Source organism: Pseudomonas syringae pv. coryli str. NCPPB 4273 (assembly GCF_000972175.1).
Lineage (GTDB): Bacteria > Pseudomonadota > Gammaproteobacteria > Pseudomonadales > Pseudomonadaceae > Aquipseudomonas > Aquipseudomonas syringae.
The window spans coordinates 1-25,906 of sequence record NZ_AWQP01000056.1; the positions used below are offsets into that span (position 1 = coordinate 1).

The 25,906-nt window shown below is 58.4% G+C and carries 26 protein-coding genes and 1 other RNA gene; 12 read left to right on the forward strand and 15 right to left on the reverse strand.

Features of this window, described 5'->3' with window-relative positions:
• Window positions 1-39 precede the first annotated feature (39 nt).
• The 4 genes from P406_RS21355 to P406_RS21370 all read right to left on the reverse strand — a co-directional run bounded on the left by P406_RS21355 (window position 40) and on the right by P406_RS21370 (window position 4,171).
• On the reverse strand, window positions 40-828 hold the full coding sequence (locus P406_RS21355; protein ID WP_046237306.1) for a MetQ/NlpA family ABC transporter substrate-binding protein: 789 nt from the start codon (window positions 826-828) through the stop codon (window positions 40-42).
• 203 nt (window positions 829-1,031) lie between these two features.
• A complete protein-coding gene (locus P406_RS21360; RefSeq protein WP_046237307.1) occupies window positions 1,032-1,982 on the reverse strand; it encodes a sigma 54-interacting transcriptional regulator in 951 nt (316 codons plus the stop codon).
• A gap of 83 nt (window positions 1,983-2,065) precedes the next feature.
• Entirely contained in the window at window positions 2,066-2,647 is a 582-nt protein-coding gene (locus P406_RS21365) for an alpha/beta hydrolase (RefSeq protein ID WP_003317322.1), read from the reverse strand.
• A gap of 213 nt (window positions 2,648-2,860) precedes the next feature.
• The gene (locus P406_RS21370; protein ID WP_082100893.1) at window positions 2,861-4,171 is read right to left on the reverse strand and encodes an MFS transporter; all 1,311 of its coding nucleotides are present in this window, start codon (window positions 4,169-4,171) and stop codon (window positions 2,861-2,863) included.
• 611 nt (window positions 4,172-4,782) lie between these two features.
• On the opposite strand from P406_RS21370, the gene P406_RS21375 reads away from it, so the two are divergent.
• Window positions 4,783-5,775, forward strand: a complete 993-nt coding sequence (locus tag P406_RS21375; protein WP_003414150.1) for an AraC family transcriptional regulator — start codon at window positions 4,783-4,785, stop codon at window positions 5,773-5,775.
• Between the two features lie 484 nt (window positions 5,776-6,259).
• On the opposite strand, the gene P406_RS21380 is transcribed toward P406_RS21375, so the two are convergent.
• The 4 genes from P406_RS21380 to P406_RS21395 all read right to left on the reverse strand — a co-directional run bounded on the left by P406_RS21380 (window position 6,260) and on the right by P406_RS21395 (window position 10,689).
• A complete protein-coding gene (locus tag P406_RS21380; protein WP_046237309.1) occupies window positions 6,260-7,489 on the reverse strand; it encodes a 2-octaprenyl-3-methyl-6-methoxy-1,4-benzoquinol hydroxylase in 1,230 nt (409 codons plus the stop codon).
• Window positions 7,490-7,540: 51 nt separating this feature from the next.
• Window positions 7,541-8,728 carry a 2-octaprenyl-6-methoxyphenyl hydroxylase gene (ubiH, locus tag P406_RS21385; protein ID WP_046237310.1) on the reverse strand — a complete coding sequence of 396 codons (1,188 nt, stop codon included), beginning with the start codon at window positions 8,726-8,728 and terminating at the stop codon, window positions 7,541-7,543.
• A complete protein-coding gene (pepP, locus tag P406_RS21390; RefSeq protein ID WP_046237311.1) occupies window positions 8,725-10,059 on the reverse strand; it encodes a Xaa-Pro aminopeptidase in 1,335 nt (444 codons plus the stop codon). The genes ubiH and pepP overlap by 4 nt, the downstream gene beginning before the upstream one ends.
• 75 nt (window positions 10,060-10,134) lie before the next feature.
• Window positions 10,135-10,689, reverse strand: coding sequence for a YecA/YgfB family protein (locus P406_RS21395; protein WP_004409109.1), 555 nt, complete (start codon window positions 10,687-10,689; stop codon window positions 10,135-10,137).
• A 150-nt stretch (window positions 10,690-10,839) separates the two neighbouring features.
• Between P406_RS21395 and P406_RS21400 the strand changes: the two genes are divergently transcribed.
• The 4 genes from P406_RS21400 to P406_RS21410 all read left to right on the forward strand — a co-directional run bounded on the left by P406_RS21400 (window position 10,840) and on the right by P406_RS21410 (window position 12,290).
• A complete protein-coding gene (locus P406_RS21400) occupies window positions 10,840-11,049 on the forward strand; it encodes a TIGR02449 family protein (protein ID WP_002551573.1) in 210 nt (69 codons plus the stop codon).
• The gene (locus P406_RS21405; protein ID WP_046237312.1) at window positions 11,046-11,375 is read left to right on the forward strand and encodes a cell division protein ZapA; all 330 of its coding nucleotides are present in this window, start codon (window positions 11,046-11,048) and stop codon (window positions 11,373-11,375) included. Before P406_RS21400 ends, P406_RS21405 begins: the two co-directional genes overlap by 4 nt.
• A gap of 30 nt (window positions 11,376-11,405) precedes the next feature.
• Window positions 11,406-11,584: non-coding RNA, 6S RNA (gene ssrS, locus P406_RS28210), on the forward strand.
• A gap of 94 nt (window positions 11,585-11,678) precedes the next feature.
• The gene (locus P406_RS21410) at window positions 11,679-12,290 is read left to right on the forward strand and encodes a 5-formyltetrahydrofolate cyclo-ligase (protein WP_046237313.1); all 612 of its coding nucleotides are present in this window, start codon (window positions 11,679-11,681) and stop codon (window positions 12,288-12,290) included.
• A gap of 45 nt (window positions 12,291-12,335) precedes the next feature.
• Here P406_RS21410 and P406_RS26860 read toward each other — a convergent pair whose 3' ends face one another.
• Window positions 12,336-12,488, reverse strand: a complete 153-nt coding sequence (locus tag P406_RS26860; protein ID WP_003317333.1) for a hypothetical protein — start codon at window positions 12,486-12,488, stop codon at window positions 12,336-12,338.
• A 194-nt stretch (window positions 12,489-12,682) separates the two neighbouring features.
• On the opposite strand from P406_RS26860, the gene P406_RS21415 reads away from it, so the two are divergent.
• Entirely contained in the window at window positions 12,683-13,132 is a 450-nt protein-coding gene (locus tag P406_RS21415) for an EVE domain-containing protein (RefSeq protein WP_046237314.1), read from the forward strand.
• A gap of 6 nt (window positions 13,133-13,138) precedes the next feature.
• Here P406_RS21415 and P406_RS21420 read toward each other — a convergent pair whose 3' ends face one another.
• Complete coding sequence (locus P406_RS21420; protein ID WP_046237315.1) at window positions 13,139-13,546, reverse strand: flagellar basal body-associated protein FliL; 408 nt, start codon at window positions 13,544-13,546, stop codon at window positions 13,139-13,141.
• Between the two features lie 130 nt (window positions 13,547-13,676).
• Here P406_RS21420 and P406_RS21425 point away from each other — a divergent pair, with 130 nt between their 5' ends.
• From P406_RS21425 to P406_RS29090, 5 genes are all read left to right on the forward strand, one after another.
• Entirely contained in the window at window positions 13,677-14,663 is a 987-nt protein-coding gene (locus tag P406_RS21425) for an NADPH:quinone oxidoreductase family protein (RefSeq protein WP_046237316.1), read from the forward strand.
• A gap of 257 nt (window positions 14,664-14,920) precedes the next feature.
• Complete coding sequence (locus P406_RS21430; RefSeq protein ID WP_046237317.1) at window positions 14,921-15,415, forward strand: hypothetical protein; 495 nt, start codon at window positions 14,921-14,923, stop codon at window positions 15,413-15,415.
• Window positions 15,416-16,440: 1,025 nt separating this feature from the next.
• A complete protein-coding gene (locus tag P406_RS21435) occupies window positions 16,441-18,072 on the forward strand; it encodes a pyocin-S2/colicin E7-DNase domain-containing protein (RefSeq protein WP_046237321.1) in 1,632 nt (543 codons plus the stop codon).
• The gene (locus P406_RS21440; RefSeq protein ID WP_024682923.1) at window positions 18,069-18,350 is read left to right on the forward strand and encodes a bacteriocin immunity protein; all 282 of its coding nucleotides are present in this window, start codon (window positions 18,069-18,071) and stop codon (window positions 18,348-18,350) included. Before P406_RS21435 ends, P406_RS21440 begins: the two co-directional genes overlap by 4 nt.
• A gap of 36 nt (window positions 18,351-18,386) precedes the next feature.
• Window positions 18,387-19,178, forward strand: coding sequence for a hypothetical protein (locus P406_RS29090; RefSeq protein ID WP_046237318.1), 792 nt, complete (start codon window positions 18,387-18,389; stop codon window positions 19,176-19,178).
• Between the two features lie 450 nt (window positions 19,179-19,628).
• Here P406_RS29090 and P406_RS21450 read toward each other — a convergent pair whose 3' ends face one another.
• Window positions 19,629-20,264, reverse strand: coding sequence for a hypothetical protein (locus tag P406_RS21450; RefSeq protein WP_046237319.1), 636 nt, complete (start codon window positions 20,262-20,264; stop codon window positions 19,629-19,631).
• The gene (locus P406_RS21455) at window positions 20,261-20,926 is read right to left on the reverse strand and encodes an energy transducer TonB (protein WP_370737610.1); all 666 of its coding nucleotides are present in this window, start codon (window positions 20,924-20,926) and stop codon (window positions 20,261-20,263) included. Before P406_RS21455 ends, P406_RS21450 begins: the two co-directional genes overlap by 4 nt.
• A 274-nt stretch (window positions 20,927-21,200) precedes the next feature.
• On the opposite strand from P406_RS21455, the gene glpT reads away from it, so the two are divergent.
• On the forward strand, window positions 21,201-22,550 hold the full coding sequence (gene glpT, locus P406_RS21460) for a glycerol-3-phosphate transporter (protein ID WP_003317341.1): 1,350 nt from the start codon (window positions 21,201-21,203) through the stop codon (window positions 22,548-22,550).
• Here glpT and P406_RS21465 read toward each other — a convergent pair whose 3' ends face one another.
• The 3 genes from P406_RS21465 to ubiD form a co-directional block, all read right to left on the reverse strand.
• The gene (locus P406_RS21465; RefSeq protein ID WP_003317342.1) at window positions 22,551-23,219 is read right to left on the reverse strand and encodes a gamma-glutamylcyclotransferase; all 669 of its coding nucleotides are present in this window, start codon (window positions 23,217-23,219) and stop codon (window positions 22,551-22,553) included. It abuts the gene before it with no gap.
• Window positions 23,220-23,427: 208 nt separating this feature from the next.
• Complete coding sequence (locus P406_RS21470; protein WP_046237320.1) at window positions 23,428-24,396, reverse strand: CDP-6-deoxy-delta-3,4-glucoseen reductase; 969 nt, start codon at window positions 24,394-24,396, stop codon at window positions 23,428-23,430.
• Window positions 24,396-25,862, reverse strand: a complete 1,467-nt coding sequence (gene ubiD / locus P406_RS21475; RefSeq protein ID WP_003403254.1) for a 4-hydroxy-3-polyprenylbenzoate decarboxylase — start codon at window positions 25,860-25,862, stop codon at window positions 24,396-24,398. Before ubiD ends, P406_RS21470 begins: the two co-directional genes overlap by 1 nt.
• Window positions 25,863-25,906 lie beyond the last annotated feature (44 nt).

Here is a 25,906-nt window from a genome sequence, read left to right on the forward strand (position 1 = left end):
GAGCGTCGCACGATAGTTGGAGGAACGAGCGTCAGTGGGTCAGAACGCAGGCAGTACCGCGCCGTCGTACTTCTTGTTGATGAAGTCTTTCACTTCCTGGCTGGTCAACGCTTTCGACAGTTTCTCGATCGCGTCGGTGTGGGCGTTGTCTTCGCGGGTCACGAGGTAGTTCACGTAAGGCGAATCCGAACCTTCGATGATCAAGGCATCTTTTGTCGGCTTTAGCGGAGGCTTGGCTTCCAGTGCGTAATTGGTGTTGATCAGGGCAAGGTCAACCTGGCTCAGGGCGCGTGGGAGCAATGCCGATTCCAGCTCGCGGAATTTGAAGTTGTGCGGATTGCTTGCGATGTCTTTCACAGTGGACAAGGCATTGGTGTTGTCTTTGAGAGTGATCAGTTTATTTTTGTCCAGCAGGATCAACGCACGCCCGGCGTTGCTGCCTTCGTTCGGAATGGCGATGGTTGCGCCTTCAGGCAGATCTTTCACGCTCTTGTACTTTTTCGAGTAGCCGCCGAACGGTTCGACGTGCACACCAACGCCGGTTACCAGGTTGGTGCCTTTACCCTTGTTGAAGCCATCGAGGTAAGGCTTGGTCTGGAAGTAGTTGGCGTCCAGACGCTTCTCGCTCAACTGGACGTTGGGCTGTACGTAGTCTGTGAAGACCTTGATTTCCAGGTCCACACCTTCCTTGGCCAGCGTCGGCTGGATCAGTTTGAGGATTTCCGCATGCGGTACGGGCGTCGCGCCGACGACCAGCTTTTCACCTGCGTGAGCCAGGCCAATGGAGAACACAGCCGCCAGAGCGGTCAGCAAAAACGTCTTTTTCATGCAATGTCCTTAACGAAATCCGAGAGCGTCATCCAGAAAATGACACCTTATTATTCAATGGTTTGCCACAGCTATCCGAACCCTGCGACATCATGCTGACATTACCGGTGTTTTATATTCCGATAAAATACTTTTTAATCGAGTGCTTATGCTTTTTTGCATCAGGATCTACTGTACCTCATCAAGACCGCGCTGGGGCGCGCTCAAGCGGGATGCCGCGCCAGCTCCGAGGTGACTGTTTCAAGCAATTGCCTGAGCTTGGAAAGCTGCCTGCGATCACTACCATCGAGCAATCGCTGCGTCTGGCGCTCGATCAGCGTCAACGGATCGGCGATGTCCGGCAGATTGATATCGTGTGCGCGAATTTCATCACCGCTGCTGACCAGCAGGGCAAAGTGAATGACGTTCTCCAGCTCACGGGTATTACCGGGCCAACTGTGCGCCTCCAGCGTGCGCTGCGCGTCCTCGCTGATCAGTTGCACCGGCAGGTTCAGACGCTGGCTGTAGATCCCCACAAAATATTCGGCCAACGGCAGGATGTTGCCCGGCTGCTCGCGCAAAGCAGGCAGATCAAGGCGGCCCTCGCTCAGGTAATGATAAAGCCGCTCGTGGAATTTCCCGGCGGCCACCGCCTGGGCCAGATCGATACTGGTGGCGGCGACCAGACGCACATCGACCGGGCTCGGCTGCTGGGCGCCCACTCGCGTGACTTCGTGATTTTCAAGGGCCGCGAGCAGCTTGACCTGGATCGGCAACGGCAGGTCGCCGATCTCGTCCAGGTACAAGGTGCCGCCATTGGCTGAACCGAACCAGCCTGCGCGACTGCTGACCGTCCCGCTGTGAGCTCCGGCGGCGTAGCCGAATAATTCGGCGTCGGCATAGGTCGGACTGATGGCACCGCAGTTGACTGAAACGAACAACCCGGAGCGATCGCTGCCGCGATGAATATGCCGCGCCAGCAACTCCTTGCCGGTCCCGGACTCGCCACGGATCAGTACCGGTAAAGAACGGGGAGCCAGTTGCTCCATTTCTTCACGCAACCGACGCGAGCGTGGATCAATAAACACCAGCGCCTTGGCGCGAATGCTCAGTGGGCTTTTTTCCGCATCGGGAAAGGTCAGCAGCGGCTGGCCGAAGTTTTCGTGAAGGCTCATGACACACTCCCGCCTGAGCCCTTGCGATGGCTCAAGCGTTTAAAAAGACGGGACCCGGTGAGTCCGATAAACAGGCTGCCCGGTCATGCGCGACGACGCGCGTGTTGCTCCAGACGGTTTTGCAGGCGATACAGGTAGGCGAAGCCCTGCTCCCAGCGTTGATGGCCGGACTTCACGTTGATATGCCCGGCCTGACTCAAAAAACCTAGCTCGGCGCCCCAATGACGCGCCATCTCCATGGCCCGCTGGGAGCTGACCGCAGGGTCGTTGTCAGAGCTGACGATCTGCGTCGGAAACGGCAACAGATCAGTAGGGATCGGTGCGAAATTACGCAACGCAGGCGGGCAATTCGGACGATCGACGTCGGCTGGTGCCACCAGCAGTGCGCCCTGCACCTGACGCAAGGTTTCAAGCGGCGCGAGTCGGGCCCAGTGCGCGACGGTGACGCAACCCAGGCTATGCGCGATCAGGATCACTGGCGTGTCGTGCGCGGCGATCGTGCGTTGCAACTCACCCACCCAGTCTTCACGACGCGGCTTGAGCCAGTCGGCCTGCTCCACGCGCGTGCTGTTGGGCAGGCTGTTCTGCCAGTGGGTCTGCCAATGATCATCAGGAGACCCTTGCCAGCCTGGCACGATCAGATACCGGATCGACTCGTTATGCATGGATTCGCCTCCTGCATGTATGCGTTCATGAGACGAGTATAGGGATGGAAGGTATATCCTCTAAGGAATAAGAAGCTATTTATTAATTCCCAAAACGAATATCAACTGACAAGCAAAAAAAGAGGCCACTCCCTGCCTTCGAGGAACGGCCTCTAATAAAAATCACTTTCAGGGCAAAGACTATCCGCACTTCGTTACAGGATTACGACGGCCTCAGGTTGCCGGCACAGTACGCGACCCCTGCTCGCCCGCAGTCAGCGGTACTGGCTCGTCGTGCTGCGGGATTTCACGGGCAACGTTCCAGACCACGATCGCAGCGACGATATCGAAGATCGCCAGCACCACGAACAGCGGGCTGTAACCGATTTTGGTGACCATAACGCCGAAGACCATTGTGAATGCCGCCGCCCCGAAAAAGCCGAACATTCCGCCCATCCCGGTCGCGGTGGCCACCTCGTTTTTACCGAATGAATCCGAGGTGATCGAATACAGCGCGCCCGACAGGGTCTGGTGGGCAAAACCGCCGATGCACAGCAACGCAATGGCGGTGTAGGGGCTTTCGACCAGCCCGATGCACGCAGGCCCGATCATGCAGGAGCAGCCGAACAGCATGACCATCTTGCGCGAGGTGAACAGCGACACCTTGCAGTACTTGTGGAACAACGGACTGAGGTAACCGCCCAGTACGCAGCCGATGTCAGCCGCCAGAAACGGCAGCCAGGCGAACATCGCGACTTCCTTGATATTCATGTGACGCTCGGTCATCAGGTACAGCGGGATCCACGCATTGAAGGTCTGCCAGGCAGGCTCGGAGAGGATTCGCGCCGAGGCAATCGCGTAAAAATTACGGTTTTTGAACAGTCGCTTCCAGCTGCCTTTCTGGGCAGGTGCGTCCTTCAGACGCGCTTCCTGGCCGCTGAGGATGTAGTCACGTTCGGCATCGCCCAGACGCTTCTGATCGCGCGGGTGCTTGTACAGCAGTAGCCACAGGCCGCTCCACACAATGCCAAGACCGCCGACAATCAGGAACGCCAGCTCCCAGCCACTCTGCAGAATGGCCCAGACCACCAGCGGCGGCGCAAGCAATGCGCCAAACGACGAACCGATGTTGAACCAGCCGATGGCGACCGAGCGCTCTTTGGCCGGAAACCATTCGGTGGTCGCCTTGACGCCTGCTGGCAGCCCTGCGGCTTCGGTCAGGCCGAGCATGCCGCGGAAGATCGCCAGACTCTGCCAGCCGGTTGCAAATGCGGCGGCAGCGCAGGCGGCAGACCAGGCGATGGCGAAAATCGCAAAGCCCATCTTGGTGCCGATCGCGTCGATGATATAGCCCGCCACGGGCTGCATGATGGCGTAGCACAATTGCCAGGCGACCACGATGTGCGCGTACTGCTCGGTGGAAATACTCAGCTCGCTCATGAGCGTCGGTGCTGCGACGGACAGTGTGTTGCGTGCCAGGTAGTTGACGACCAGGCCGGCCGTGACCAGCCCCACCATCCACCACCGAATGCCTTTTATCTTCATCTCTTCACCCTGTTTATTTTTAGATTGGCGATGAGCGTCCCGCGGCCAAGGCCGTGAGGCGGCTGGTTTTATGTAACTTCAGATTACGGCTTCTTCAGAAGACTTTTAGGCGCTTTCTGCCGACGATCGTGCGTAAAAACGGGTTTTTCGCACGAGGAGCATGCCTTTATGGCCTGAGAACTCAGACTGATCATGAGGTTTTTACTCTTTGAATTATTTTTGTGGTTGTAATTTTCTTCAAGTCTTATGTTGTCGTACAACATGATGCACTTATAGTCATTTGCCATTCCAGTGTCAAATGACAGAAACGCTCTGACCTGCATCAGGGATGGGTTAGCGCGGCGTCGGGAATGGGAGGCGCGCTTTAGCGTTATACGACGACTGCATAATCAGCGCCTGCTCATAGCTCGTTTCGGCCTATAGAGCGTCGCTCAGTGGTGACAGCGCGGACTATTTTCTGCGTAACGGCAAGAAACGCGTCCTGGCACTTGCACAACTGTCACAAATGCTTTCATTCTTGAAAGCGGCGTCAGGCAAGGGAAATGCCCGGTGAGACCTCATCGGCACGGGCCTGATGCTGAAGTCACCTCATGTCAGGAAGAGGCGTGTGCATGCCCGAGCCAAGCAGTCTCGCCAGCTGGACCCCCGCTCTGCGCAAGCAGCTCACTGCCCTGGGTATGGACAGTGATGCGTTGTGCCAGAGCGCGGGTATTGAACTGAACAGGCTGAGTGAGCCCGGTGCGCAGTTCTCGCCGGATGTCACCGCCACGCTCTGGCAACATGCAGTTCAGGCCAGCCTTGACCCGGCTCTGGGTCTACGTGTTTCACGCTTCGTCAGCCCCACAGCGTTTCATGCGCTGGGCTACACACTGGTGGCCAGCGGTTCGCTGCGTGAAGTTTTCGAGCGCATCGTACGTTACCGCTCGATGGCCGAGGACTCTCTGGAGCTGGACTTCAGAACAGTCGGCGAGCGTTATGAATTCCGCTTCGGTACACCACCCTCCTGCCAGTCACCGGTTCATGAACTGCTCGATGCATTTGCCGCGATTTACGTACGCACCTGCCGCAATCGGCTCGGCCGGGGCTATGCGCCGCTCGCCGTGCACCTGCAGCGTCCCGCACCCGAGGACCCGCGGCCCTGGCACGACCTGTTTCGCTCGCCGGTCATGTTTGCGGCGCAGGAGAACTTGCTGGAGTTTGGCGGTGATCAATTCGACAGCCATCTGGATGACGGCCCGGTACAGCTAAACGGTCAGGAATCCCAAGGGGATCCGTTACCGTCACTGATTTGGGAGCAGCGCGTACGCTCCGCCATCGAGACCCTGCTGCCGGACGGCGAGCCCACCGTCAGAAGCATTGCCGAAGCCCTGCACCTGAGCCCGCGCAACCTGCAGCGCCATCTGGCCGACGAGGGCTGCTGCTATGACCTGCTGCTCAATCAGTGCCGCCAGAACCTGGCGCTTTTGCATATGAACGATCAGCAAAGCTCGCTGAGCGAAATCGCCTACCTGCTGGGTTTTTCCGACACCGACTGCCTGAGCCGCGCCTTCAAACGCTGGACCGGGCTGACACCGGAACAATACCGCAGCGCCGTGGTGCGTTGATGGAGGACACACCATCGTGCCCATGCTCAGCGTCCACTCTTGATCAAGCGGCGCAGCGCAGATGTGTGACGCGGAGCGTCACGAAGAGCATTCCCACGCTGGAGCGTGAGGAACGATCGGTGTCTGGAGGATCGCGAGCGTAACGTGCCCGCAAGAACACCATCGTACCCATGCTCCGCGTGGGTATGCCGTTCTGGACGCTCTGCGTCCTCTCCTGATTATGTGACGCAGAGCGTCACTCAAGGCATTCCGACGCTGGAGCGTGCGGAACGATAGGTGTCTGGGGGATCGCGAGCGTAACGTGCCCGCAAGAACACCTCGTACCCATGCTCCGCGTGGGTATGCCGTTCTAGACGCTCTGCGTCCTCTCCTGATTATGTGACGCAGAGCGTCACTCAAGGCATTCCTACGCTGGAGCGTGCGGAGCAATAGTGCTCTCAAGAACACCGTCGCGCCTGGGCTCCGCGTAGGTATGTCTTGGCTTCTAGCGTGCTTCGATCCGCGCCAGCTCGGGCAGATCCCCCGACAACCCCAGCGCTTCGCGGACGAACAGCGCTTTGGCTTCGGGTATGCGGTTGACCATTTTCAGGCCGGTGTTGCGCAACCAGCGCAAGGGCAGCGGGTCGGCCTGGAACAGGCGTTCGAAGCCTTCCATCGCGGCCATCAGCGCGAGGTTGTGCGGCATGCGGCGGCGCTCGTAGCGGCCCAGTACACGCAGGTCAGACCAGCGCTCGCCACGCTTTGCAGCATGGGTCAGCACTTCAGCCAGCACTGCGGCGTCGAGGAAACCGAGGTTCACGCCCTGCCCGGCCAGCGGGTGAATGGTGTGTGCCGCATCGCCAATCAGTGCCAATCCTCCGGCAACGTAACGCTTGGCGTGACGTTGACGCAGCGGCACGCACAGGCGGCTATCGGCAGACAGCACCTGGCCCAGTCGTCCTTCAAATGCCTGCTCCAGTTCGCGGCAGAACAGGTCATCCTCCAGCACCATCAGGCGCTCGGCTTCGGCAGGTGTGACTGACCAGACGATGGAGCACCAGTGCTCGCCCTCGCGCTCCAGCGGCAGAAAGGCCAGCGGCCCGTCATCGGTGAAACGCTGCCAGGCGGTTTTTCTGTGGGGGTCGGCGGTGCGCACGCTGGTGACGATAGCGTGATGCAGATAATCCCATTCACGCGTCGGCGTTTCGGTCAGGCGGCGCACGGCGGAATTGGCACCATCGGCGGCCACTACCAGCGGTGCGCGCAGTTGACGACCATCGGCCAGGGTCAGCAGCCAGTCATCGCCGGAGTGACGCATCTGTTCCAGCCGCGCGTTGGCCAGCAGGCCGATGTCACTGGCATGCAGACGGTCAAGCAGCGCGTCCTGCACCACACGATTCTCGATGATGTGCCCCAGCACGTCGGCATGCACACTGGAGGCCGAGAAGTGAATCTGCCCGGTGCCGCTGCCATCCCAGACCTGCATATGCGCATAGGGGCTGACGCGGCGCGCAGCGATGCCGTCCCATACGCCCAGCCGCTGGAGGATTCGCTGGCTGGCCGCTGACAAGGCGCTGACCCGCGGCTCGAAGGTCGACTGTTGATCAAACGGCTCGACGCTCAGCGGTCCACCGTCGACCACCAGCACATCAAGGCCGCTGCCCTGCAATGCCAAGGCAAGGGCACTGCCGACCATTCCGGCTCCGACAATCAGCACATCTACGCGCGTTTCCATGGTCAAACCGTTCTCGCTTGCGGCCGAAGCCCTGTGTTTAAAGTGTGTGATTCACACATCGGATCGAGTCCCCAACCCCATGGCCTGGCGGGCAAACCAGCGCTTGGCGGCAGGCAGCAGGTCCAGCCCGAGCAACCCGACGTTACGCCCGGTGGCAACCGCCGACCGGGAGCTGCCGAACAGGCGTGTCACCTTGTCGGAGAAGCCCACGGTCAATTGCTGATCCTGGCGCTGACGCTCACGGTAGAGCTGCAGCGTGGGCAGCTCACCGGGCGGCGCGTCGCTGTCCAGCAGCGTCTCGGCCAGTGCATCGGCGTCGCGCAAGGACAGGTTGAACCCCTGCCCGGCGACTGGATGCAGGCTGTGCGCCGCGTTGCCCAGAATCACCAGATGCGAGCGCACCTGCTCTTCGGCTTCGATCAGTGCCAAGGGGTAGACATGCCGAGCACCGACCTGACGCAGCGTGCCCAGGCGATAGCCAAAGACGCCCTGCAGCTCTTCCAGAAAACTGCGGTCGTCCAGCTCGGCCAGACGCTGGGTATCGTTGCCCGGACGTGTCCAGACCAGCGCACAGCGGTTATCCGGCAATGGCAGCAGCGCCATCGGCCCGTCCTCGGTAAAACGTTCGAACGCCTGACCACAGTGAGCTTCGCTCGGTGTGATATTGGCAATCAGCGCATGCTGGTCGTAGGGCCGTTGCCGCACCCCGATACCCAACTGCTCGCGCAGGCTGGAACGGCCGCCGTCGGCCAGCACCGCCAGGTCGCAGTCCAGCTCGCTGTCGTCACTAAGGCTCAGGCGATAACCATCGGCCAATGGCTGCATGTGTTTGACCTCGGCCGGCACACGCCAACTGACCACATCACGATCCAGCCCGGCCCACAGAGCCTGACCGAGCCAGGCGTTTTCGACCACATAGCCGAGCGCCGGAACGCCCTCTTCGAGCGCAGACAGGCGAGTGGCGCCGAAGCGACCGCGGTCCGACACCTGGATTTGCAGGATCGGCTCGGCGCGTCGGGAAATCTGCTGCCACAGGCCAAGCCGCTCATAGATGCGTCGCGAGCCGAACGACAGTGCCGAAGAACGCGCATCGTAGCTGGGCTGCCAGGCTTCACCCGGCGCGAAGGGTTCGATGAGCACAATTTTCCAGCCGCGCGCCTTGGCACCGGCCTGCAGCGACATCGCAAGGCTTGCACCGACCAGCCCGCCGCCGACGATGGCGATATTGAAGCGGCTCATGCGACCTGTTCCTGTGCAGCCGCCATCAGCGCCTCGATCTCGGCGACGGTCTTGGGCACGCCGCCGGACAGAATTTCACACCCCTGCCTGGTCACAACCACGTCATCCTCGATTCGCACACCAATACCTCGCCATTTCTTCGCGACTTCCAGGTTGTCGGGGGATATGTAAATCCCGGGTTCAACGGTCAGCGTCATGCCGACCTCGAGTACGCGCCACTCGCCGCCGACCTTGTATTCGCCGACGTCGTGCACATCCATGCCCAGCCAATGCCCGGCACGGTGCATGTAAAACATTTTGTAGGCCTCGCTTTCGATCAGCTCGCCAACGTCGCCGCGCAGCAGGCCCAGTTCGACCAGCCCGGCGGTAATCACCTTGACCGTCGCCTCGTGTGCCTGGTTCCAGTGCTTGTCGGGGCCAATGGCCTCGAAGGCCGCATGCTGGGCCTTGAGCACCAGCTCGTAAATGGCTTTCTGCTCGGGGGAAAACCTGCCGTTCACCGGAAAGGTGCGGGTGATGTCGCTGGCATAGCAGTCGATTTCGCAGCCGGCGTCGATCAGCACCAGATCACCGTCCCTGAGCACCGCGTCGTTCTGCTGGTAATGCAGAATGCAACCGTTGCGCCCCGAGGCGACGATCGAGCCGTAGGCAGGCATCTTCGAACCGCCCTTGCGGAACTCGTAGTCCAGCTCGGCCTCCAGGCTGAATTCATGCAGCCCCGCGCGACAAGCCTGCATCGCGCGCACATGGGCCCGCGCGGAAATATCCGCCGCGCAACGCATGACCTTGATTTCCGCAGCGGACTTGTACAGGCGCATGTCGTGCAGCAGGTGGTCCAGCGCCACGAATTCCTTGGGCGGCTGGGCACCGAGGTGCGCCTTGGAGCGAATCACGTTGATCCAGTCCATCAGGTGCCGGTCGAACTCGGGATTGCTGCCCATCGCCGAATACACCCGATCCCGGCCTTCGATCAGGCCGGGCAGGATTTCGTCGATGTCATTGATGGGGAACGCATCGTCCGCACCGTACTCGCGGATTGCGCCTTCCTGTCCTGCACGCAGGCCCTCCCACAGCTCGCGCTCGGGATTGCGCTCGCGGCAGAACAATACGTACTCGCCGTATTCACGATCGGGGATCAGCACCACCACCGCTTCCGGTTCGGGAAAGCCACTCAGGTACTGAAAGTCGCTGTCCTGCCGGTAGACGTGCTCGACGTCACGATTGCGAATGGCAACCGCAGCGGCAGGCAGGATGGCAATGCTGTCCGGCTCCATCTGAGCCATCAGAGCCTTGCGGCGGCGGGCGTACTCGGACTTCGGGATCTGAATCATGGGCAGCAGGCGTCCTGATGGAGTCCACCGGCTCGCGCTGTGGTACGCGCAGGCCGGTGTCGCAGTGATCGGCTATCAGTGCAGCGAAGGCTTGGGTTGCGGCGCGGACGGCTCGTTGAATTCAGTGAACAGCAGCAACGGCGCTACGCGCATGTACTCCATGACTTCCATGTAGTCGGTTTCGCCGTCTTCGGACTCTTCCAGCGCGTCCTGAACCTGGGCAATTGCCGCCAGATCCTCCAGAACCGCCTTGGCTTCGGTGCCCAGCGGTTTGTCGCCAATGCCCAGACCAAAACCTGACAGAAAGCCCTGACACCATTGGCCCAGCGCAGCAGCACGCTCGGTCAGCGGCTCGTCGTCGCCCGGCAGCAACAGCACGACGGTCATGTCGTCGCCGGTGAGCTCGCCCTTGACCATCTCTTGCAAGCCGACGAGCGCCTGACGGATATTGTCTTGCGGCTCGGTCTCGAGCAGGACCGACGCGTCGGCGAACCAGCCTTCGTTGTCGAAACCGGCACCTGCGCAACTGCGGCCCAGCAACAGGCCATGCAGCTCGGCAGGAGATACCTGGTGACCGCCACTGTTGAGCAGAGTGGCGAACGCTTTGTACGGAGAATTCTGAATGGGCATGGGTAGCTAGTCGCCAAACGGCGCAATGTCTAGAATGAAGGCCTTGTATCCTAGACTATCCGCGCGACAAGATCACCCGGACGGCGGTTCGAGCTTGAGCACAAGCATCGCTCCCCCTGCCATTCATCAGAAAGTATTCAGTGGAAAACAATGGAAGACACCGACCTGCAAGCGCTGATGAAACGTGTGGAGCTGCTCCTGAAGTATGCCGAGCAACTTAAAGGCCAAAACGCACTCTTATTAGCTCAGGAAAAGACCTGGCGCGAGGAACGTGCCCAACTGATTGAAAAAAACGAAATCGCCCGGCAGAAGGTCGAGTCAATGATTTCGCGCCTTAAAGCCCTGGAGCAAGACTCATGAGCAATGGCAACAGCGTTACCGTTCAGATCCTGGACAAGGAATATTCGATCATCTGCCCTCAGGAAGAGCGCACCAACCTGATCAGCGCCGCCCGCTACCTGGATGGCAAGATGCGTGAGATCCGCAGCAGCGGCAAAGTCATCGGTGCCGATCGCATCGCCGTGATGGCTGCCCTGAACATCACTCACGACCTGCTGCACAAGGAACATCTGCCTGACGTACAGACCAGCGGTTCAACCCGCGAACAGGTCCGCGATCTGCTCGACAAGGTCGATCTGGTGCTGGCCACAGACACGCCCGGCACACCGGATTCAACTCGGGGCTGATTATTGCGGGGCATTTCTGTATACTCGCGCTGCTCCCTGGAGTGCTTGCCAGTCGGTCATGTCCCTGAGCCGATACGCACAACCACGGGGGTTGCACGTTGGGGTTGGTGTGCATGTCCGCTCGACGGAAAGCCTTAAAACCTCCTGCAATCTCCACCTTGAACTTTCGGGTTCAAGGGCTAAACCGACAGCGGTTCGTCGGGGAGTCCATATTCAGTTCGTTGCCAGCCCTGTTGTCTGGCAACGACGACCCCGCTCCGGCTTCAACCTCCTTTCCGGATCAGCCTGCATGACCTTCTGCTCATGATCAGCGCCCAATCACTTACTCGTCCGCAATTGCGCCGCCAGCTACGCAAGGCACGCAAAGCCCTGAGTCAAAGCCAGCAACGCGAAGCCGCACGGGATATTTATCGTCAATTGGCGCAGCACCCGCTGTTTCGACGTGCCCGGCATGTTTCGCTGTACCTGCCGATGGATGGCGAGATCGATCCGCGACTGTTGCTGCGCGAAGCCCAGCGCCGCGGCAAGGCAACCTATCTGCCGGTGCTCAACGCATGGCCGCGCACCCGCATGGTTTTTCAGCGCGTGCGTCCCGGCGAGACATTCATCCCCAACCGTTTCCGCATCCCCGAGCCGCGCATCGACCGGGCAAAGCAACGCTCTATCTGGGCGCTCGACCTGATCCTGATGCCGTTGGTGGGTTTCGATGATGAAGGCGGTCGCCTGGGCATGGGCGGAGGTTTCTACGACCGTAGCCTGGCGTACCTGGCGCGCAGAAAGACCTGGCGCAAACCGGTGTTACTGGGGCTGGCTCACGAGTGTCAGAAAGTCGATCGACTGGCGCAGGCCAGTTGGGATGTACCGCTGCAAGGCACGGTATCGGATAAAGGCTGGTATGTGACGCAGACACTCTGATCGTTCAGCCAACAAGGCCATCAACGATCAGAGTACAAGCAGGGCTCAATGCCTGCCGGGGACTTTTTGCTGCTGCTGTGTGATCTCGACTGGAGCATCATCCTTGGTGGACCACAAGCTCTGTGCATAACCGGTTGTCACGACACCCAAGCCAAACAGAATAACCAGAATCCAGAGTAAATCAGGCTTGCGCTTCATTGACTGCCCTCCTTAGGCAAATCAATACGATGTCAGCATCGGCTTTGTGGAGGCCGCTGCAACAGCGTGGAACTTTAAAGGGCGGCATTTTGCGGTAACGTGAACCAGTACGCAAATAGTGGCGCGAACCGATTGTCGGTTTGTCATCAAACTGTTCGTCATACCGTGAACCTTTTGTCTGTGGAGTGAGCACAATGGCCTATTGGCTGATGAAGTCCGAGCCTGATGAATTCTCGATCAGCGACCTGCAACGACTGGGCAACGCTCGCTGGGACGGGGTGCGCAACTATCAGGCGCGTAATTTTCTGAGAGCCATGGCAGAGGGCGACGCGTTCTTTTTCTATCACTCCAGTTGCCCGGAGCCGGGCATCGCCGGCATCGGCAAAATCGCCAGATCAGCCTATCCGGACCCCACCGCACTGGAGCCCGAGAGCCACTATCACGACGCCAAGGCCACGGAGGAAAAGAATCCGTGGAGTGCCATCGACGTCGAGTTCGTGGAAACCTTCAAGCGCGTGCTGGGGCTGGGTTATCTCAAGCAGCAAAGCCAACTGGAGCAACTGCCTCTGGTACAGAAAGGCAGCCGGCTCTCGGTCATGCCGGTCACCGCCGAACAATGGGCGGCGATCCTGGCATTGCGCTGACGGACGTTATTGAACGATGAAGTTATTGAACAGCAAGTCTTCGACAATCGGCTTGCCTTCTTCATCGTTCATCACGCGCTGAACCTGCTTGAGTGCTTCCTGACGAATGTTTTCCTTCGCTTCGGCGCTGCTCATGGAATCAACGGTCTGCTGAGTGAACAGCGAGACCAGCTGATTGCGGATCAGTGCATCATTGCGCTTCACGGCGGCCTCGGCGTCGGCACCGGTTACACGCAAGGCAATGTCAGCCTTGTAGACACGCAGCTTGGGGCCGCCATCGAGCGCGTAGTTACCCACGAACGGAGGCGTCAGCGAGACATACGCCGCTTTCGGGGCACCCCCTTCTTCCTTGGCTTCCTCTTGCGCCATGACAGGCAATGACAAGGCCAGCAACATCAGAATCCACGCTTTCACAGTCCACTCCTTAATACGGTTTGCCACGTAGCTTACAGCTTATGTGTGCTTATCAGGCAGGGCCATGCTTGTTGACCCGGGAACCCGCTTAACTGACTTTATCGGCCATTACCGGAAAAGGAATAGCCCGATGAAAGCCCTGTTATGCAAAGCCTTCGGTCCTGCCAGCACACTGGTACTCGAAGACGTCCCCGGCCCCGCGATCAAAAAGAACGAAATTCTGCTCGACGTGCACGCCGCCGGGGTCAACTTTCCCGACACCTTGATCATCGAGGGTAAATACCAGTTCAAGCCGCCCTTCCCGTTCTCACCGGGTGGTGAGGCCGCAGGCGTGATAGCCGCCGTCGGGGAAAACGTCAGCCACCTGAAACCCGGCGACCGTGTCATGGCGCTCACCGGCTGGGGCAGCTTTGCCGAGCAGGTCGCCGTTCCCCACTACAACGTGCTGCCGATTCCGCCGGGCATGGACTTCACCACCGCCGCCGCATTCAGCATGACCTACGGCACTTCCATGCACGCCCTCACACAACGCGCCCGCCTGCAACCCGGCGAAACCCTGCTGGTACTCGGCGCATCCGGCGGCGTCGGCCTGGCCGCCGTGGAAATCGGCAAAGCCCTCGGCGCCCGCGTCATCGCCGCCGCCAGCAGCGCAGAAAAACTCGAAGTCGCCAGAAACGCAGGCGCGGACGAACTGATCAACTACAGCGAAACCAGCCTCAAGGACGAAATCAAACGCCTCACCCAAGGCAACGGCGCCGACGTGATCTACGACCCGGTCGGCGGCGACCTCTTCGACCAGGCCATCCGCAGCATCGCCTGGAACGGCCGCCTGCTGGTCGTCGGCTTCGCCAGCGGCCGCATTCCGGAACTGCCCGTCAACCTGACCCTGCTCAAGGGCGCTTCGGTGGTCGGCGTGTTCTGGGGCTCGTTTGCGCAGCGACAACCGCAGGACAATGCGGCGAACTTCAAGCAGTTGTTTGCGTGGTTTAAAGAAGGGAAATTGAAGCCGTTGGTGTCGACGGTTTATCCGCTGGAAAGGGCTGGGGAGGCAATTGATTTGTTGGGGGGACGGAGGGCTGTGGGGAAGGTGGTGGTTTTGGTTGCGAAGAGTCCTTGAACCCTATTTAAAAGCAGAAGATGCCTGGAAACGGCTGTGCATATGCGTCTTTTTATAGATGCGCGCGTGACCATGTCCTTCCCTTACGCTTGGCGAAGGATCATAACGATTTTCATTGGGGGGCATTTCAGCATCAGCGGCACGTCCTGACGAAGCGACGCACTCAGGCATACCTAGCACATCTGATAGTAGTCAGATGTCTCTACTGGCGAGAGTATGAAAACGCATCATTTCAGATGTAAAAAAGGAGGTGCGCAATGGACCCGTCAATAGTTTTCGACGAGATTAAAACTGCTATATATAACTGGCTTCAAGGAAAAGTAGGTATAGACGAAAAAAGCGCAAATAAAGCCATAGCCGAAATTACGCTCGAAACTAAATTTTCCGACCTGGAGAAAAAGTACGGAGCACTGGATAAAACCATACTGTTATATCCAGTCCTTATGGAAATAATGCGACAAGAACGAAGTCCAGGAGAAGAAACAGATACCCAAATCCCTGATCGCTTCACGGAATCTTACGCGGATGAGTTAGCCGATCTTGGCTATGTTGTAGGGGCTACTGTAACGATTGACGTCACCGGCCCAGTTGTACTTGATGCCGCTGCGATTAAGGCAATGGTTAATGACGACTTTATGAAGTCTATACGTCCCAGGTTTACTACCGCCGTTCAGACCGAGATCGAAAACGTAAAAACTGTGGGGGATTTAGTTAAAAGCATGACAAGCTCACCCACCTCGTCGACCACATGAACGCCAGACTAACCGCTAACCAACAGTGCCGGGACCAAGGCAATAATGCTTTGGTCCCCGCACTTCGCTAACGCGCCCCACCCTTACAACGCCTTCCTCACACTCTCCGGCAAATAATCCACCTACCTGAAGGTCGGATCATTTTGGTAACTGACGACGATATCCGGTTCAGACCTCCAGATTGAAACTCACTCAAAAGCAGGAGGTTTACCTGAACTGTGGGAGCGAGCTTGCTCGCGAAGGCGTATTCACAGGGCAACAAACATTTTCGTTGCCATGCTCGCTCATGCTTCTCTGGCGACTCCGCGTCCAATCTTGAATGTGCCTCATGGAGCGAATGGTGACGCGGAGCCTTAAGAAAGGCGTTCCCGCTGACGCGTGCGAAACGAGAGATATCCGTCGGCTGTACCGGCCCCTTCGTGAGCAAGCTCACTCCCACAAGTACGCGGCGCTCACGCTGTCCGTGACTGAAGCTTTGTACGCACCGAGAAGAAATCCTCACACTGCTCGCATAGCCTTCTTTATTAGAAGGTAAGCGCGAAAATATATAAACCACTAAGGCAGCACCTTCAAATAATCACAGTGACTTTATTTCAGACAGTAAAAAAAAGAACTTACCAAGCACTGTAACCCAATAAAACAACACACCACCCATATATAATTATGGAATGTTAGAAAAAAGCCTTTGTTAGCCTATCGCCATACAAACAAAAGGAAATTGTATGAGCGAGAATATGAGTAACGATGATCCTCCTGTAAAAAACATACTTGTCACTGAAGGCAACGATAAGAAAGCTGGAAAGACAGGATCAGACGGAAATCGGGATGGATTTGGCAACGGCTCCTGGAACGGCTCTGGTGGCGGCGGCAGCGGTGGTTTTGGTGGCTCAAAAAACAGAGGAGCCAGAAGGGCAGCGCTCGTTCGTGCCCGCGCAAAAAAAGAAGCCAAGGCCTTAGCTCGGCGGCAAGAAGCGGAACAAGCAGCTCACCAACTAAGGTTACAGGCTGAGGCACATGCCCAGGCAATGGCAGAAGCCGCCGAGCGAGAACGTATTGAAGCGCAAGTACGCGCACAGGCCGAAAAGGATCAGGCCCATCGACTGGCTCTTGAAGCGCTGACAAATGCCTATCCATCGTTACAGTCTGGATTGGCACAAAAGTATTCACTGGCTTCTGCATCGCTGCCGAATACTCTTCAAAAAGAAATAGCGCCGGGTGATGACCTGAATGTTGATTACCCAGGCGACAAGCAGGCTCTTGAGCTGATACTTCAGAAAAAAACCAGCGTTAACTATTTACTCGCAACTAAACAGCCTTTACTGGAAGAGCGTCGCACTCAGGCTCTGAGTCTCACCGGTCAAGAGCTTGACCATGCTACACAAAAAGACCACCTGAACTATCTGGTGTACTACAGCCAGGGTGATCCTCCACGTGTGCAGCAGGCCCATGAAGCGTGGGTAAACGCTTTATCTCAAACCTACGAAGCAAAGCTTCTTGCCGAGTCGGTCACACTGCTCAATGAACAATCAGCAGCGCTTTCCATGCGCCATGCTGAACTGTCGCTGGCCAATAAACCGGCGAGTCAGGATGCACGACAGGCCGCTGGCATCGACAAGTTGTGGTCAGTTATTGCCCCCGCGTCAACCACCACCGCAGCACCAGGCATCAGAACCGTTGCGACCAACATCGCGAAAGACCAGCTCATCAGGATTGCGACCAGAACATTGGGCAGCAATCTGGTTACGTTGCTGGCGATGTATCCACAACCGTTGGGCGACGCAGAACTGCCGCCCGCCGTTATCGCCACACCTCTGTCGCAGCTCAACCTGCCGCCGCATATCGATCTGCACTACCTTGCCAGCGTCAACGGCACGCTGGATGTGCCTCATCGACTGACATCCGATGAAGCTGGCACAAGCGCTACACGCTGGGTAGCTGCGGACGGTGTGAAAGTTGGTACCAAGGTTCGCGTAAGAACTTTCACCTATAACGCACAGAACAATTCCTACGAGTTTATCCGTGACGGGGAATCGACACCGGCACTGATATGGACGCCAATAGCACGACCGGCGGACAGCTCGACAAGCTCACCTGCGGGACCGCCCGCTTTGCCGGTAGATCCAGGCAACGTGGTGACACCTTTTGTACCCGAGCTTGAAGCTTACCCGGCGATTGATCGAGATGATCCTGATGATTACATTCTCATATCGCCGATTGATTCAGGGCTGCCGAATAGCTACCTGCTGTTCAAGGACCCGAGGTCGATTCCGGGGGTTGCGAGTGGGCATGGTGAGGCGGTGACAGCTACCTGGCTGAGAGGGCCGACGGCAAGCCAACCAGCGCCGATTCCTTCCAGTGTTGCGGAAAAGCTGAGTGGGCGACCATTCGCAAGCTTTGCCAAGTTAAGGGAAGCGATCTGGTTAGAGGTATCAAAAGACCCGGAGTTGAGCCGACATCTTGGGAAAGCAAGCCTTAGAGAGGTATCAGAGAAACGCGCGCCCTATGTCCCGGCAGAACATCAAATAGGCAAACGCATGAAATATGAGATTCACCACAAACATTGGATCAACGAAGGTGGAGCTGTTTACGACCTGGACAACTTGGTTATCATGACACCAAAAGACCACATTCAAACTCATAGGAAACAAAATCAATGAAATTAAAGTCAGAACTAAGCGAATATACAGAAGCCGAGTTCATGGAAATTTTAAATGAGCTATTTACTGGAGTGAGCGACACAAAAAATAACACTGAAGAGTATGTTATTAGTCTTGTTCAGCACATTACAGAAGTGACAGAGCACCCAGAAAAATCGGATCTTATATGTTATCCGCCTGAGGATCGCGAGGACAGTGCTGCCGGAGTCATGAAAGAAATAAAAGAATGGCGAGCTCAAAATGGCAAGCCTGGCTTCAAGACACCTGCCACCTCATAGTCGACTATCAATTTCAATATAAAAGGAACACTATCCATGGACGAATTAACTCATCACCTCAATCAACTTCCCGACTTCCTGCATTCGGAGGTTTCTCATCATGCTGGAAATACTGACGGACAACCGCCAGCACACGTAGTAGAGCGTTATATTAATGCTACGCATCATCTTATGACTAGTAAGCGCGTCCCTTTGCGCCAAGAACATATTGACAACATAACGTTCATGTGGGGCGACACCAGATCCTCAAAACAAGATATGGAAAACAGGGCATTGCTCCGCAACATGCCAGGTGGAAGGCAAACTGACTTTTTTTCAATGACGATTGACGCTGATTTTCATATGCAGAGCATTCGATTCTTGGGTGAGTTCAAGATCAGCCTCGAATCATTGCTCGCTCGATTAAAAGAACAAGAACGCCAACACGCAGAGCGCATGGCCCAAGAAGCCGCACAACGCCAAGCCGAAGAAGAAGCGCGCGCAAGAGCCGAGGCGGAAGAGGCGGCTCGCCGACTCGCGGAAGAGCAGGCTGCGCAGCAGCGAGCCATAGAGGCAGCGTTCCAGCTTGCACAGCGTCAGGTCGAAGAAGCCGAGCACGCATTGGCCCTACGCAACGCCGAGGAAGCTCGCGCTAAAGAGGCCGAATCCAACCGAGCGATAGAGATGACGTTCGGGCCTGAGGCGTCGCGAGAAATCGATAATGCGATCAAGGTGCTGAGAGGCACTATCGAAATCGCGATCACCGACTTCTCGAATACGATCAGCGCTCACGGAGCGCTCGACATGAGTCAGCTTGAAGCGATTCAAAATATGAGCGCTGTTCACTGATCATTTCGCTGGAGGTGCCGGGTCAAGTCAGCACTGCTTTGACACCGGCACCACACGATAGATCTGACATTCTCCGGCAAATAATCCACCTACCTGAAGGTCGGATCATTTGGTAACTGACGACGATATCCGGTTCAGACCTCCAGACTGAAACTCACTCAAAAGCAGGAGGATTACCTGAACTGTGGGAGCGAGCTTGCTCGCGAAGGCGTATTCACAGGGCAACAAACATTTTAGTTGCCATGCCCGCTCATGCTTCTCTGGAGACTCCGCGTCCAATCTTGAATGTGGCTCATGGAGCGAATGGTGACGCGGAGCCTTAAGAAAGGCGTTCCCGCTGACGCGTGCGAAACGAGAGATATCCGTCGGCTGTACCGGCCCCTTCGTGAGCAAGCTCACTCCCACAAGTACGGGGCGCTCACGATGTCCGTAATCAATACCGCTCAACCCTTACAGCGCCTTCCTCACAGTCTCCGGCAAATAATCAACGTACCTGCGCATCGGATTTTTTTGGCATTGAGCGACGATGCCCGGCGTCGCTTCCAGCAGCTCAAGAACCAGGGCCTGACGCTCGTCCAGGGTGAGAAACTGCTCTATGACCGGACTGCTCGACAGGTACAGCTCTGTGCGCATCAGCGCATCCGGTTTGACGTCCTTGCGCCATTTGCGTCCCTCGAACATTTCCGTATTCAGCTGCCAGCACAACACCTGCTTCAGCTCGACATTGGATGCCAGCGGCGGGTTGGTATGTGGCCGCCCCGTGAAATTGAACGTGACCGTAACTGCTTCGCCCTCGGGATGAGAAGCAGACGGCTGCCAGGGTTCGAAGACCCACTGTTCGACAGCACTTCGGGTCAGGCTGATGAGCCTCGGATCGGGCTCCCCCAGCACTTCCAGGAAGCGCACGCCTCCATCGGCCTGAATGAAAACCCTGATGCTGACACTGCGTTTTACGAAGGAACGAAGCATCGATGTCGGATAGCCCGGCTCAGGCATGTGCAAGGGCACCGGATACGACGGCAACGCCTGTGCTCCCCCCGCCGAAAGCAACCCCGTAAGCATCATGCAACCCAGCACGCAGCTCATTCGCTGCCCTCCACTTGCTCGGCCACCCCCACCATCAACGCCTTGATCGGCGCTGGCAGATAATCGCCGTACAGACGATCGGGATTGCTTCGGCAATTGCTGACCATCATCGGTATCGCGGCGCCCAGTTGCTCAAGCAGGACCTGGCGTTGGGGCTCGCTGCGCAGGTGGGCAACATGGCTGCCGAACAGCGCCTGCCCGGTGTACCAGAACACGTCGACCTTGCTCAGTGGTTCCTTGGGATAGTCCTGGCGGGCGGATTTCACTTCGTGGTTCAGGTAGCCGCAGCGGATGTTGCCCAGGCCCACGGTCACTTCGGTGTTGAAGCGCCGATAGCCGTGGGAACCGAAAATGACGGGCACGGTGATCGTGGTCATGGGCGGCGCGCCGACTGTTCCGACCCAGGGTTTATAGCGCCATTGGCGGAGTGCCTGCTCTACCGCTGCGGCGAGCTGCGGATGCCCGCTCTCGATCGCCCTGGCTTCACGAACCTGTCCGTCGGATTTGATCCACAGCTGGGCGCGGACCTTGCCTGCATAGCGGGTCTTGACCAGCTCAGGTGGAAAAAACGGTGTCGGCGTGTATATCGGCACCAGAAATGGCTCTGCAGCGCCGACGGGAGGGGCCAGTGCTGCGGCAATCATGAACGCGGTGATTCTCATTGTTGTAGGGGCTCATCGTCGTGGTGCACCTCCAGGGCGCAGGGATGACGATGGTATGAACCTGCCGACACATCAGTCAGCACACGACTTCCGATACGCCTGTAGGACCCATCCCAAATCCTTGAAACACCTGCAAACATTTACGCAATGTTCGTAAAACAACAGCTGACTGCCTGCATTTCCTACAAAGAATCAGCCCGAAGGCACTGCTTTTTTCTGTAATGAAAATGTAATATTCGCATTCGCAAAAACAACAATAATCAGGAGCTTCTCCATGTTTGGGTTTTTCCGCCCTGCCAGGCATCAGGCACCCCTTCCCGAAGAAAAGGTCGACAGCACCTATCGCCGTCTGCGCTGGCAAATCTTCGCAGGCATCTTTATCGGCTATGCGGGTTACTACCTGCTGCGCAAGAATTTCTCGCTGGCGATGCCGTATCTGATCGACGAAGGCTATACGCGTGGTCAGCTGGGCGTGGCGATGTCTGCCATTGCGATTGCCTACGGCTTGTCGAAATTCCTCATGGGCATCGTTTCGGATCGCTCCAACCCGCGTTACTTCCTGCCGTTCGGCCTGCTGGTGTCGGCCGGGATCATGTTCATCTTCGGCTTCGCGCCGTGGGCGACGTCCAGTGTCACGATCATGTTCGTGCTGCTGTTCATCAATGGCTGGGCGCAGGGCATGGGCTGGCCGCCGAGCGGGCGGACGATGGTCCACTGGTGGTCACAGAAAGAGCGCGGCGGAGTGGTGTCGGTGTGGAACGTGGCGCACAACGTCGGCGGCGGCCTGATCGGCCCGCTGTTCCTGCTCGGCATGGGCTGGACCAACGACTGGCATGCGGCGTTCTACGTGCCGGCGGCGGTTGCGTTGCTGGTCGCGGTGTTCGCCTTCGCGACCATGCGTGACACCCCGCAATCGGTCGGCCTGCCACCGATCGAGCACTACAAGAACGATTATCCGGAAGGCTACGATGCCAGCCACGAAGAAGAATTCAGCGCCCGGGAAATCTTCGTCAAGTACGTGCTGCGCAACAAATTCCTGTGGTACATCGCCATGGCCAACGTGTTCGTTTACCTGCTGCGCTACGGCGTACTGGACTGGGCACCGACCTACCTGAAAGAAGCCAAGCACTTCACGGTCGACAAGACCTCCTGGGCTTACTTTCTGTACGAGTGGGCGGGCATTCCGGGCACGCTGCTGTGCGGCTGGATGTCGGACAAGATCTTCAAGGGCAATCGCGGCCTGACCGGCATGGTGTTCATGTTTCTGGTGACCATCGCCACGCTGGTGTACTGGCTGAACCCTGAAGGCAATCCGACCGTCGACATGATCGCGCTGGTGTCCATCGGCTTCCTGATCTACGGCCCGGTGATGCTGATCGGTCTGCAGGCGCTGGAACTGGCACCGAAGAAGGCAGCAGGCACGGCCGCCGGCTTTACCGGGCTGTTCGGCTATCTGGGCGGGTCGGTCGCGGCCAGCGCGGCGATGGGCTACACGGTTGACCACTTTGGCTGGGATGGCGGCTTCGTGTTGCTGATCGGCGCGTGCATTCTGGCGATGGTGTTCCTTGCGCCGACGCTGCGGCACAAACAGGTCGCCAGCACATCCCGCGACATCAAAGGCTGATCAGGCAGTCTCCGACTTGCAGCGCTTGAGCCGCGCCTCCAGATTCAGGTCTGGCATGGCGTGGCTACGCAGCGCCTTGGCGGTCTGCTCCACGTACTCGCGGGTGGTCCCGTAGCGCCCTCTGGCGCTGGCCAGCACCTGGCTCAGCACGCTGTCCGGCAGGTTGCCTGCGTAGCTGGGCAGATGCCGCTCAAGTACGAAGCCCAGGGCCTGCACCTTGCGGCCATCTTCAAGGCGGCAATTGAGCCAGTGCGGGCGATACGAGGGGTACGGCATCTCGCGCTCCCACAAGGCCAGCAGCGATTTTTCCAGGCATTCATCCGGCAGACGATAGGCGAAGCCGGTGCATGAACCGCCACGGTCCAGACCGAATACCAGCCCCGGGACTTCCGGCGTGCCACGGTGTTCGTGCGACCAGAGGTAAAGCCCGCGGTGATAACCGTGCACTCGGGCGCGCTGGCTCTCCACGGCGGTGCACTCGGGACGCCAGATCAGTGAGCCGTAGGCGAACAGCCAGACCGGGCCGCCCTTGTGACGACGCATGGTGGTGTTCATGGATGCGAGCAGTTGCTCGCGGGTAAGCTGTGGGCCCATATCGATAACGGGCGGATACGTCAGGCCAAGGCCGTCATGCACCGCAGCGGCCAACTCGTTGATTGGATTCTCCATTTGCCTCCCTGACAGTCTGACTGTCAGTTTTTACCGAGCCCCGCCGACTCGCTCGTGGTTGAGCGGCATCAGGGTGTCGTGGTTCGGTTATTGCCACAGACCAACGGCCTGCCTCTACTAAAAGTTGCCTGGCGACGACCATGCATCGCCATCGGTTGTAATCAGTTAAAGCAATTTACACTCCACTCCTGCAGCCGTCAGTCCGGCATTATGCACGCGGTGCATAAGCGAACACGTCTGCACGCATCTGATGAGCGTCCATTCCGGCGTCGACCAGCGCATCCAGCGTTCCGTAGATCATCGCTGGCGAGCCGCTGGCGTAGACGTGAACAGCCGACAGGTCCTTGATGTCCTCGCAAACCGCCTCGTGCAGCAGACCGCAACGTCCCTCCCAGCCGCACAGGTCGCTGACGACCTTGTGCAGGAACAGGTTCGGCAGTTTCGCCCACTCGTCCCAATGGCTGACCTGGTAGAAATCCTCGGGGCGACGCACGCCCCAGTACAGGTGCACGGGATGACTGAAGCCTGTGGAGCGACAGTGTTCCAACAAACTGTTCATTTGCGCCATGCCCGTACCGGCCGCGATCAGCACCAGCGGCCCGTCTGGCAGCTCGGCGAGGTGGGTATCGCCAAAGGGCAGCTCGACCCGCGCCATGCGATTACGCTGCAGTTGCTCGATCAGGCTGCGCGCACTGTCTTCACGAGCCAGCACGTGCAGCTCCAGGTCACGACCGCTGTGCGGCGCCGATGCGATGGAAAACGCCGACTTCTCGCCGTTCTCGCGCTCGATCATCAGGTACTGCCCGGCGTGATAACGCGGCGGCTTGCCGGCCGGGGCACGCAGGCCCACCCGCCAGACATCGCCACCCACTTCGACGCATTCGCTCAGCTGGCAGGCAAAACTGCGCACCGGCAGTTCACCCTTGGCCAGCACGCCATCCCAGAGCGCCACGCAGTCCGTCAGCGGCTCGGCGACACAGGTATGAATTTCGCCGTGATCGAGCGTCTGCCCCGACTGCATCACCCGGCCCTCGACCAGCAGAGCCGAGCACACATGGCAGTTGCCATTGCGACAGCTCTGCGGGCACTCATAACCCAGGCGCTGTGCCGCATCGAGTATCCGCTCGCCCGGCAGGGTTTCCAGCACCGCACCTGATGGCTGCAAGGTTACGCGCATCAATCTATTCCCAACTGAGTCCAGATTTCGTCCACCCGGCGTGTGGTGGCTTCGTCCTTGACGATCGCCCTGCCCCACTCGCGGCTGGTCTCGCCTGGCCATTTGTTCGTGGCATCCAACCCCATTTTCGACCCCAGGCCGGACACCGGCGAGGCGAAATCGAGGTAATCGATGGGCGTGTTGTCGATCATGACCGTGTCGCGCTTGGGGTCCATGCGCGTGGTGATGGCCCAGATCACGTCGTTCCAGTCCCGCGCATTGATATCGTCGTCGGTGACGATCACGAACTTGGTGTACATGAACTGGCGCAAGAACGACCAGACACCCAGCATCACGCGCTTGGCATGGCCGGGATACTGTTTCTTGATGGTCACCACCGCCATGCGGTACGAGCAACCCTCGGGTGGCAGGTAGAAATCGACGATTTCCGGAAACTGCTTTTGCAGAATCGGCACGAACACTTCGTTCAGCGCGACGCCCAGAATCGCTGGTTCATCAGGTGGACGACCGGTGTAGGTGCTGTGGTAGATCGGCTTGATACGGTGCGTGATGCGCTCGACGGTCAGCACCGGAAAGCTGTCGACTTCGTTGTAATAGCCGGTGTGGTCGCCGTAAGGCCCCTCGTCGGCCATCTCGCCCGGATGGATCACACCCTCGAGCACGATCTCGGCGCTGGCCGGAACTTGCAGATTGCTGCCACGGCACTTGATCAGTTCGGTGCGCGAGCCACGCAGCAGCCCTGCAAAGGCATATTCAGACAGGCTGTCCGGTACCGGCGTCACGGCACCGAGAATGGTCGCCGGGTCCGCGCCCAGTGCGACGGCGACCGGATAAGGCTCGCCGGGATGCTTGGCGCACCAGTCGCGGAAGTCCAGCGCACCACCGCGATGGCTGAGCCAGCGCATGATGATCTTGTTGCGACCGATGACCTGCTGGCGATAGATGCCGAGGTTCTGGCGCTCCTTGTTCGGGCCTTTGGTGACCGTCAGGCCCCAGGTGATCAGCGGCGCGACATCGCCCGGCCAGCAGGTTTGTACGGGCAGCATGCCGAGGTCGACGTCATCGCCTTCGATGACGACCTCCTGGCAGGGCGCATCCTTGACGACCTTCGGCGCCATGGCGATGACCTTGCGGAAGATCGGCAGCTTGGACCATGCGTCCTTCAAGCCCTTGGGTGGCTCAGGCTCTTTGAGGAACGCCAGCAGCTTGCCGATTTCACGCAGCTCACTGACCGCTTCGGCACCCATGCCCATGGCGACGCGCTCTGGCGTGCCGAACAGGTTGCCCAGCACCGGGATATCAAAACCGACCGGTTTTTCGAACAGCAGCGCCGGGCCCTTGGCACGCAAGGTACGGTCACAGATTTCAGTCATTTCCAGCACAGGCGAGATCGGCATCTGGATGCGTTTCAACTCTCCGCGCTGCTCAAGCTGCTGCACGAAATCCCTAAGATCTTTGAATTTCATTAACCCGGCCATTTATCCAATAGACGCACATCGTACCTGCTCCA

Coding starts and splice junctions, on each gene's coding strand:
- P406_RS21355 (WP_046237306.1), bottom strand. CDS start 828: ATGAAAAAGACGTTTTTGCTGACCGCTCTGGCGGCTGTGTTCTCCATT.
- P406_RS21360 (WP_046237307.1), bottom strand. CDS start 1,982: ATGAGCCTTCACGAAAACTTCGGCCAGCCGCTGCTGACCTTTCCCGAT.
- P406_RS21365 (WP_003317322.1), bottom strand. CDS start 2,647: ATGCATAACGAGTCGATCCGGTATCTGATCGTGCCAGGCTGGCAAGGG.
- P406_RS21370 (WP_082100893.1), bottom strand. CDS start 4,171: ATGAAGATAAAAGGCATTCGGTGGTGGATGGTGGGGCTGGTCACGGCC.
- P406_RS21375 (WP_003414150.1), top strand. CDS start 4,783: ATGCCCGAGCCAAGCAGTCTCGCCAGCTGGACCCCCGCTCTGCGCAAG.
- P406_RS21380 (WP_046237309.1), bottom strand. CDS start 7,489: ATGGAAACGCGCGTAGATGTGCTGATTGTCGGAGCCGGAATGGTCGGC.
- ubiH (WP_046237310.1), bottom strand. CDS start 8,728: ATGAGCCGCTTCAATATCGCCATCGTCGGCGGCGGGCTGGTCGGTGCA.
- pepP (WP_046237311.1), bottom strand. CDS start 10,059: ATGATTCAGATCCCGAAGTCCGAGTACGCCCGCCGCCGCAAGGCTCTG.
- P406_RS21395 (WP_004409109.1), bottom strand. CDS start 10,689: ATGCCCATTCAGAATTCTCCGTACAAAGCGTTCGCCACTCTGCTCAAC.
- P406_RS21400 (WP_002551573.1), top strand. CDS start 10,840: ATGGAAGACACCGACCTGCAAGCGCTGATGAAACGTGTGGAGCTGCTC.
- P406_RS21405 (WP_046237312.1), top strand. CDS start 11,046: ATGAGCAATGGCAACAGCGTTACCGTTCAGATCCTGGACAAGGAATAT.
- P406_RS21410 (WP_046237313.1), top strand. CDS start 11,679: ATGATCAGCGCCCAATCACTTACTCGTCCGCAATTGCGCCGCCAGCTA.
- P406_RS26860 (WP_003317333.1), bottom strand. CDS start 12,488: ATGAAGCGCAAGCCTGATTTACTCTGGATTCTGGTTATTCTGTTTGGC.
- P406_RS21415 (WP_046237314.1), top strand. CDS start 12,683: ATGGCCTATTGGCTGATGAAGTCCGAGCCTGATGAATTCTCGATCAGC.
- P406_RS21425 (WP_046237316.1), top strand. CDS start 13,677: ATGAAAGCCCTGTTATGCAAAGCCTTCGGTCCTGCCAGCACACTGGTA.
- P406_RS21430 (WP_046237317.1), top strand. CDS start 14,921: ATGGACCCGTCAATAGTTTTCGACGAGATTAAAACTGCTATATATAAC.
- P406_RS21435 (WP_046237321.1), top strand. CDS start 16,441: ATGGCAGAAGCCGCCGAGCGAGAACGTATTGAAGCGCAAGTACGCGCA.
- P406_RS21440 (WP_024682923.1), top strand. CDS start 18,069: ATGAAATTAAAGTCAGAACTAAGCGAATATACAGAAGCCGAGTTCATG.
- P406_RS29090 (WP_046237318.1), top strand. CDS start 18,387: ATGGACGAATTAACTCATCACCTCAATCAACTTCCCGACTTCCTGCAT.
- P406_RS21450 (WP_046237319.1), bottom strand. CDS start 20,264: ATGAGCTGCGTGCTGGGTTGCATGATGCTTACGGGGTTGCTTTCGGCG.
- P406_RS21455 (WP_370737610.1), bottom strand. CDS start 20,926: ATGAGAATCACCGCGTTCATGATTGCCGCAGCACTGGCCCCTCCCGTC.
- glpT (WP_003317341.1), top strand. CDS start 21,201: ATGTTTGGGTTTTTCCGCCCTGCCAGGCATCAGGCACCCCTTCCCGAA.
- P406_RS21465 (WP_003317342.1), bottom strand. CDS start 23,219: ATGGAGAATCCAATCAACGAGTTGGCCGCTGCGGTGCATGACGGCCTT.
- P406_RS21470 (WP_046237320.1), bottom strand. CDS start 24,396: ATGCGCGTAACCTTGCAGCCATCAGGTGCGGTGCTGGAAACCCTGCCG.
- ubiD (WP_003403254.1), bottom strand. CDS start 25,862: ATGAAATTCAAAGATCTTAGGGATTTCGTGCAGCAGCTTGAGCAGCGC.